This window comes from Streptomyces synnematoformans (assembly GCF_039531005.1).
Lineage (GTDB): Bacteria > Actinomycetota > Actinomycetes > Streptomycetales > Streptomycetaceae > Streptomyces > Streptomyces synnematoformans.
The window spans coordinates 1-6,999 of the sequence record NZ_BAAAPF010000357.1 but is presented as its reverse complement, the minus strand read 5'-3'; the positions used below and the strand labels follow the sequence as shown (position 1 = coordinate 6,999).

Genomic DNA, 6,999 nt, shown 5'->3' with positions numbered 1-6,999 from the left:
GCGCGGGTGGTGGCCCAGCGCTCGGCGGCGCTGACAGCGCTCGCGGGTACGGGCGACGGGGCGGTGCCGGCCGCCGCCGGCGGCGGTGGGGCGCCGGAGGGCGTCACGGTGCCGGCGCACGGCCCGGGCTCCGGCTCCGGCCCGGGCCGGGACGACGACGACACCTCCGCGGACGCCGAATCCGGCACCGGCACCGACGAGCCCGACGACCCCGAGCGCGCCGCCCAGCTGGCCCGCCAGCGGGCCGCCGTCGCCGCGAACCGCGCGCGCAAGGAGCGCGACTCCGACCCCGTGCGCCGCGGTCTGCGCCAGTCCGTCCTTGTCGAGAGCCTTCTCGCCGTCGTACTGCTCTCCATCGTCACCCTGCTGACGGGCACCCAGCCGGGCCGGGCCGAGACCGAGCAGGCCGCGGCCGAGGCGGCGCAGCAGCAGCCGGCCGGGCCGGTCAAGGTGGAGGTCCCCTACGACACCGGCGGCCAGGGCGGCGCCGGGACCGTGGAGGTCACCGCCGACCCCGGGCGGGCCGGCGACAACCAGCTGCACATCTACGTCACCGACGCCAACAACCAACTCCTGAACGTCCCCGAGCTGAAGCTCTCCTTCACCCTGGAGGAGAAGAACATCGGCCCGCTGGACGTCACCCCCACCCCCGTCGAGAAGGGGCACTGGGCCGCCACCGGCGTCCAGCTCCCGATGGCCGGGGAGTGGACCCTCCGGCTGACCGTGCGCACGTCGCCCATTGACCAGGTGACAGAAAAGAAGAAGTTGACGATCCCGTGAGTTCCCCGCGTTCCACCAGCACCAAGAGCACGAAGCACACCGACACCACCGATAACGCCGACAGCGCCGACAGCACCGCCGAAGCCCCCCGGCACCCGGTCTCCCGCCGCCGCCTCGTCGGCACCGCGGGGGCCGCCGGGGCGGCGGGGCTCCTCGCCGGCGGCGCCTCCGGCGCCGTGGCCGCCGAGGCGCTGCGCGACGAGGCACCGACGCCGCTGACCTCGATCGGCGCGAACGGAGTGCCGTTCCACGGCCGGCACCAGGCGGGCATCACCACCCCGCTGCAGGCCGCGGGCCACTTCGCCGCGTTCGACCTCGCCCCCGGCGCCGGCCGCGCCCAGGCCGCGGCGCTGCTCAAGCGCTGGTCGGACACGGCCCGCGAGCTGAGCGAGGGCAGGGCCGCGGCGGACGCGACGGGCAGCGCGCGCGACGCGGGGCCCGCCGGGCTGACCGTGACGTTCGGCTTCGGACGCACGTTCTTCGACCGCACGGGCCTCGCCGACCGGCGCCCCGCCGGGCTCGAACCGCTGCCCGCGTTCTCCGCGGACGCGCTGGACGCCCGGCGCAGCGACGGCGACCTGTGGCTGCAGATCGGCGCGGACGACGCGCTCGTCGCGTTCGGCGCGCTGCGTACGCTCCAGCGCCGGGCGGGCGACGCGGCTGTGCTGCGCTGGCAGATGAGCGGCTTCAACCGCACGCCGGGCGCCACGGACCGGCCCCGTTCCGCACGCAACCTCATGGGGCAGGTCGACGGCACCAACAACCCGAAGCCCGAGGACCCGGACTTCGCCGGGCACGTCTTCGTGCCCGCCAGTGGGGGTACCCCCGCCAGTGGGGCCGTAGCCGGCGGGGGAAGTGCGGAGTGGCTGGCGGGCGGCTCGTACGCGGTGTTCCGCCGGATCCGGATGCTGCTCGACACCTGGGACCACGTGTCGCTGGAGCGGCAGGAGCGGGTCATCGGCCGCCGCAAGTCCGACGGCGCCCCGCTGTCCGGCGGGGAGGAGACGACGCCGGTCGACATGAACAAACAACTCCCGGACGGGTCGCTCGCCATCCCGGGGGACGCACACGTACGGGTGGCGGCGCCGGAGTCGAACGGCGGGGCGACGATGCTGCGCCGCTCGTTCTCGTACCACGACGGCTATCTGGACACCCGGGACGGGCCGGTGCCGGACGCGGGGCTACTGTTCGTCGCGTGGCAGGCGGATCCGCTGAAGGGCTTCGTGCCCGTCCAGCGCAAGCTGGACCGCGGCGACGGGCTGTCGCGCTTCCTGCGGCACGAGTCGAGCGGGCTGTTCGCGGTGCCGGGCGGGGCGGCGGCGGGCGAGTACGTGGGCCAGCGGCTGCTGGAGGGCTGACCGGGGGCATCCGCATGATCGTCCGTTACCCGGACGGGCACCCCGCGCCCCGCGCCCGTGGGTATCGTGGCCGTCTCGCCGACCGTGCACGAGGAGCCGCCGCCATGTCCGCCAGCCGCTTCACCTATCTCGGCCCCGAGGGCACCTTCACCGAGGCCGCGCTGCGCACACTCCCCGAGGCGGCGACACGCGAGCTGGTGCCGATGGTCTCGGTGCCGGCGGTGCTGGACTCGGTGCGCAGCGGGGAGGCCGCGGGCGCGCTGGTGCCGATCGAGAACTCCGTCGAGGGCGGCGTCACCGCCACGCTGGACGAGCTGGCGCTCGGTGCGCCGCTGATGATCTACCGCGAGGTGCTGCTGCCGATCGCGTTCGCCCTGCTCGTGCGGCCGGGGACGCGGCTCGCGGACATCAAGACCGTCACCGGGCACCCGGTGGCGCAGCCGCAGGTGCGGCGCTGGCTGGCCGCGCACCTGCCGGACGCGGTGTGGGAGTCGTCGGCGTCCAACGCCGACGGTGCGCGGCAGGTGCAGGAGGGCCGGGTGGACGGGGCGTTCGCGGGCGAGTTCGCCGCGTCGGTGTACGGGCTGGAGCCGCTGGTCTCGGACATCCACGACGCGGAGAACGCCGAGACCCGGTTCGTGCTCGTCGGCCGCCCGGCGCGGCCGGCGGCGCCGACGGGCGCGGACAAGACGTCGGTCGTCATCTGGCTCGGCGACGACCATCCGGGCGCGCTGATGGAGCTGCTGCAGGAGTACGCGGTGCGCGGCGTCAACCTGCTGCGCATCGAGTCGCGGCCGACGGGCGAGGGCATCGGGCGCTACTGCTTCTCGGTCGACTGCGAGGGGCACATCACCGACCGCCGGGTGGGCGAGGCGCTGATGGGGCTGAAGCGGGTCTGTCCGCGGGTACGGTTCCTCGGCTCGTACCCGCGCGCGGGGCTGTCGCCGGCGGACGTGCAGCAGCTGCGGCCGGGCACGTCGGACGCGGACTTCACGGAGGCGTCGGACTGGCTGACGCGGAGTCTGGACGGCCGCGCCTGACCTGGGGTCTGTGCACAGTTCACAGAGTTATCCACAGGGGGTGGCGGTTGCCTGTGCATAACTTGGACGCCCGGACGGGCAATGTCGACAAATCTGTCTAGTGACTGATTCCGGGCGTACAGCTGCTGAGATGCTTACTCGTCACGGCAATTCCCTTGATCCACTCCAAGGCGGTAGGCAATTCCGCTCCAAAGGGTGTGTAGTCGGGGCGGCAACGGGGAATTTCTGCGCCAGCACCGGCCGCGCGGAACGATCTTCCCCGGCTTCCACAGGCCGCCCGCCCCGCCTGTGGATAACTTTCGGAATCCGCGGCCACCTGTGGAAAAGGGTTCCCCAACTGCCGTGCGCGCCACAGACTTCGGCGGATCCAGGCAAGCCTTATGTCCTAATTGCACCATCCCGCACCTTTTCTACGCGCGCCGGAAAACAAGGCCTGCGAATCGGGTCTATTCGCCGCAAAACGCCGAGAAATCCACAGCGGTGGAAATCAGCTTCGAGCCGGTCCGCGGACCCCGGTAACCTGGCTCCGTGATTGACCTTCGCCAGCTCCGTGAGGACCCCGACCGAGTGCGCGCGTCGCAGCGCGCCCGTGGAGAGGACGTCGGCCTCGTCGACGCGCTGCTCTCCGCCGACGAGCGGCGCAGGTCGTCCAGTACCCGCTTCGACGAGCTGCGGGCCGAGCAGAAGCAGCTCGGCAAGCTGATCCCGCGCGCCCAGGGCGAGGAGAAGCAGGAGCTGCTGCGGCGCACCGGCGAGCTGTCCGCCGCCGTCAAGGACGCCGACGCCGAGCAGGACGAGGCCGCCGCCGAGACGCAGCGGCTGCTCCTGCGCCTGGGGAACGTCGTGCATCCCGACGTGCCGGTCGGCGGCGAGGACGACTTCGCGCTGCTGGAGACCGTCGGCACCCCGCGCGACTTCGCCGCCGAGGGCTTCGAGCCGCGGGACCACCTGGAGCTGGGCCGCATCCTCGGCGCCATCGACACCGAACGCGCCGCCAAGGTCTCCGGCTCGCGCTTCTACTACCTGACGGGCGTCGGCGCCCTGCTGGAGCTGGCCCTGGTCAACGCCGCCGTCGCGCAGGCCACGGCCGCCGGCTTCACCCCGATGCTCACCCCCGCGCTGGTCAAGCCGCGCGCCATGGAGGGCACCGGCTTCCTCGGCCAGGCCGCCGAGGACGTGTACTACCTGGAGCGCGACGACTTCTACCTCGTCGGCACCTCGGAGGTCACGCTCGCCGCCTACCACATGGACGAGATCATCGAGGCCGACCGGCTGCCCCTGCGCTACGCCGGCTTCTCGCCCTGCTTCCGCCGCGAGGCGGGCTCGCACGGCAAGGACACCCGCGGCATCATCCGGGTGCACCAGTTCGACAAGGTCGAGATGTTCTCGTACGTCGCCCCCGAGGACGCGGAGGCGGAGCACGCGCGGCTGCTGGAGTGGGAGAAGCAGTGGCTGTCGGCGCTCGGCCTGGCGTACCGGGTGATCGACGTGGCGTCGGGCGACTTGGGCGCATCGGCGGCGCGGAAGTACGACTGCGAGGCGTGGATCCCGACGCAGGGCAGGTACCGCGAGCTGACGTCGACGTCGAACTGCGGGGAGTTCCAGGCCCGGCGGCTGTCGGTGCGGATGCGCGACGGGCAGGGCCAGAAGAAGTCCGCGCGCCCGCTGGCCACGCTGAACGGGACGCTGTGCGCGGTGCCGCGGACGATCGTGGCGCTCCTGGAGACGCACCAGCGGCGGGACGGCTCGGTGGCGGTGCCGGAGGTGCTGCGGCCGTACCTGGGCGGGCGCGAGCTGCTGGAACCGGTCGCGAAGTGAACGCCCCCCTGCCGTACCGGCTCGTCGCGACCGACCTCGACGGCACCCTGCTGCGCAGCGACGAAACGGTCTCGCCGCGCACCCGCGCCGCCGTCGAGGCGGCGTGCGCGCGGGGCGCGGCGCACATCGTCGTCACCGGCCGCGCCGTGGCCTGGACCCGGCACATACTGGACGGGCTGGACTACGACGGCCTGGCCGTCTGCGGCCAGGGCGCCCAGGTGTACCACGCGGGTGAGCACCGGCTGCTGACCTCCGTGACGCTCGACCGGCGCCTCGCCGCCGACGCCGTGGCCAAGCTGGAGGCGGAGGTCGGCGAGATCGCGGTGGCCGCGAGCACGGACGGGCTCGCGGGCGAGGTGCTCTTCGGCCCCGGCTTCCGCGCGGTGGCGGCGCGGGAGGACCTGCCGGTCCGCCGGGTGGCGGACCGGGACGAGCTGCTGGCGCAGCCGATCGGCAAGCTCTACCTCCAGCACCCCGAGCTGGACGACGACGCGCTGACGGCCGCGGCCCGCGAGACGGTCGGCGACCTCGTCGGGGTGGTGCTCGCCGGCGCCGACACCGTCGAGATCCTGCCGCACGGGCTCACCAAGGCGACCGGGCTGTCGCTCGCGGCGCGCCGGCTCGGCGTGACGGGGGCGGAGACGATCGCCTTCGGGGACATGCCGAACGACATCCCGATGTTCCGCTGGGCCGGGCACGGGGTGGCGATGGCCGGGGCGCACCCGGAGCTGGTCGCGGTGGCCGACGAGGTCACGGCGTCGAACGACGAGGACGGCATCGCGGCGGTGCTGGACCGCGTGTTCGGATAGGCACCGTACGCCGCGGCCGGGGCCGTCGCCGGGGCTTACGGCCGTGCACGTACGCGCGGCCGGGCCCGTGGCCAACGCGGCCCGGCAGCCGTCCGGACATCCGGTGACGGGGAATCAGCCGGGCGGCCCCACGGGGCCGTTGGGTCCTGAGTAGGATCTGGGTTCGCTCCGTGCAGGGGGCATCCGATACGGGGATCCAGCGAGGGGGACGGCGGCATGGACGTGGGCGGGCTCGACCGGATCCTCAGGCCGCTGGGCGCCGACGACCCCCGGACGGTGGCCGGTTACCGGCTGGCCGGCCGGCTCGGCGCGGGCGGCATGGGCAAGGTCTACCTGTCGTACACGCGCGGCGGCCGGCCCGTGGCGATCAAGGTGATCCGGCCGGAGTTCGCCGACGACCCGGAGTTTCGCCGCCGTTTCGCACAGGAGGTGCACGCGGCGCAGCGCGTCCAGGGCCTCTACACCGCGCCGGTGGTGGACTCCGACACGGAGGGCGACCAGCCCTGGCTGGCCACGGCGTACGTGACCGGCCCCGCCCTGGCCGACGTGGTGACGGAGGAGCGTCCGCTGCCGCTGGACAGCGTGGTGCTGCTCGTCGCCGGGGTGGCGGAGGCGCTGACCGCGATCCACGGCGCGGGGGTGGTGCACCGGGACCTCAAGCCGTCGAACGTCCTGCTGGCCGCCGACGGCCCGCGCGTCATCGACTTCGGCATCGCCCGCGCCGCCGACGCCACCGCACTGACCGGCAGCGGGCTGCTGATCGGCACCCCGGCGTTCATGTCCCCCGAACAGGCGGCGGGCCGCAAGCTCACCCCGGCCACCGACGTCTTCGCCCTCGGGCAGGTCGCGGTCTTCGCCGCCACCGGGCGGCCGGCGCACGGCGAGGGCCCCTCGCACGCGGTGGTCTACCGGATCGTCCACGAGGAGCCCGACCTGACCGGGGTGCCGGACGTCCTGCGTCCGGTGGTGGACCTGTGCCTGGGGAAGGACCCGGCGGAGCGCGGGGCGCTGGCGGAGATCATCCGCGCGTGTGAGACGGCGGGCGGGCAGACGCAGCTGCGGATCGGGGAGGGGTGGCTGCCGCCGCCGGTCGCCGCCGAGATCACCGAGCGCACCCGCGGGGTGGCGGCGCCACCGCCGCCCGCGGCGACCCCGCCGCCGGCCGAGGCGGCCCCACCGCCGGTCGTGGGCCCG

The 6,999-nt window shown here is 74.1% G+C and carries 5 protein-coding genes and 1 pseudogene; all 6 read left to right on the top strand.

The window, feature by feature from the left end:
- Positions 1-780: pseudogene (locus ABD317_RS31750) on the top strand (hypothetical protein); the annotation flags it as partial.
- The gene (gene efeB / locus ABD317_RS31745) at positions 777-2,138 is read left to right on the top strand and encodes an iron uptake transporter deferrochelatase/peroxidase subunit (protein ID WP_344294482.1); all 1,362 of its coding nucleotides are present in this window, start codon (positions 777-779) and stop codon (positions 2,136-2,138) included. The pseudogene ABD317_RS31750 and the gene efeB, both read left to right, overlap by 4 nt.
- 104 nt (positions 2,139-2,242) lie before the next feature.
- Positions 2,243-3,178 (top strand): prephenate dehydratase, encoded by a 936-nt coding sequence (gene pheA / locus ABD317_RS31740; RefSeq protein ID WP_027752847.1) that lies wholly within the window; start codon positions 2,243-2,245, stop codon positions 3,176-3,178.
- 528 nt (positions 3,179-3,706) lie between these two features.
- The gene (serS, locus tag ABD317_RS31735; protein WP_078627487.1) at positions 3,707-4,996 is read left to right on the top strand and encodes a serine--tRNA ligase; all 1,290 of its coding nucleotides are present in this window, start codon (positions 3,707-3,709) and stop codon (positions 4,994-4,996) included.
- Positions 4,993-5,805 (top strand): HAD family hydrolase, encoded by an 813-nt coding sequence (locus ABD317_RS31730; protein ID WP_344294480.1) that lies wholly within the window; start codon positions 4,993-4,995, stop codon positions 5,803-5,805. The genes serS and ABD317_RS31730 overlap by 4 nt, the downstream gene beginning before the upstream one ends.
- A 216-nt stretch (positions 5,806-6,021) precedes the next feature.
- Positions 6,022-6,999: serine/threonine-protein kinase (locus tag ABD317_RS31725; RefSeq protein ID WP_344294479.1), on the top strand; the 978-nt coding region annotated here is incomplete at its 3' end.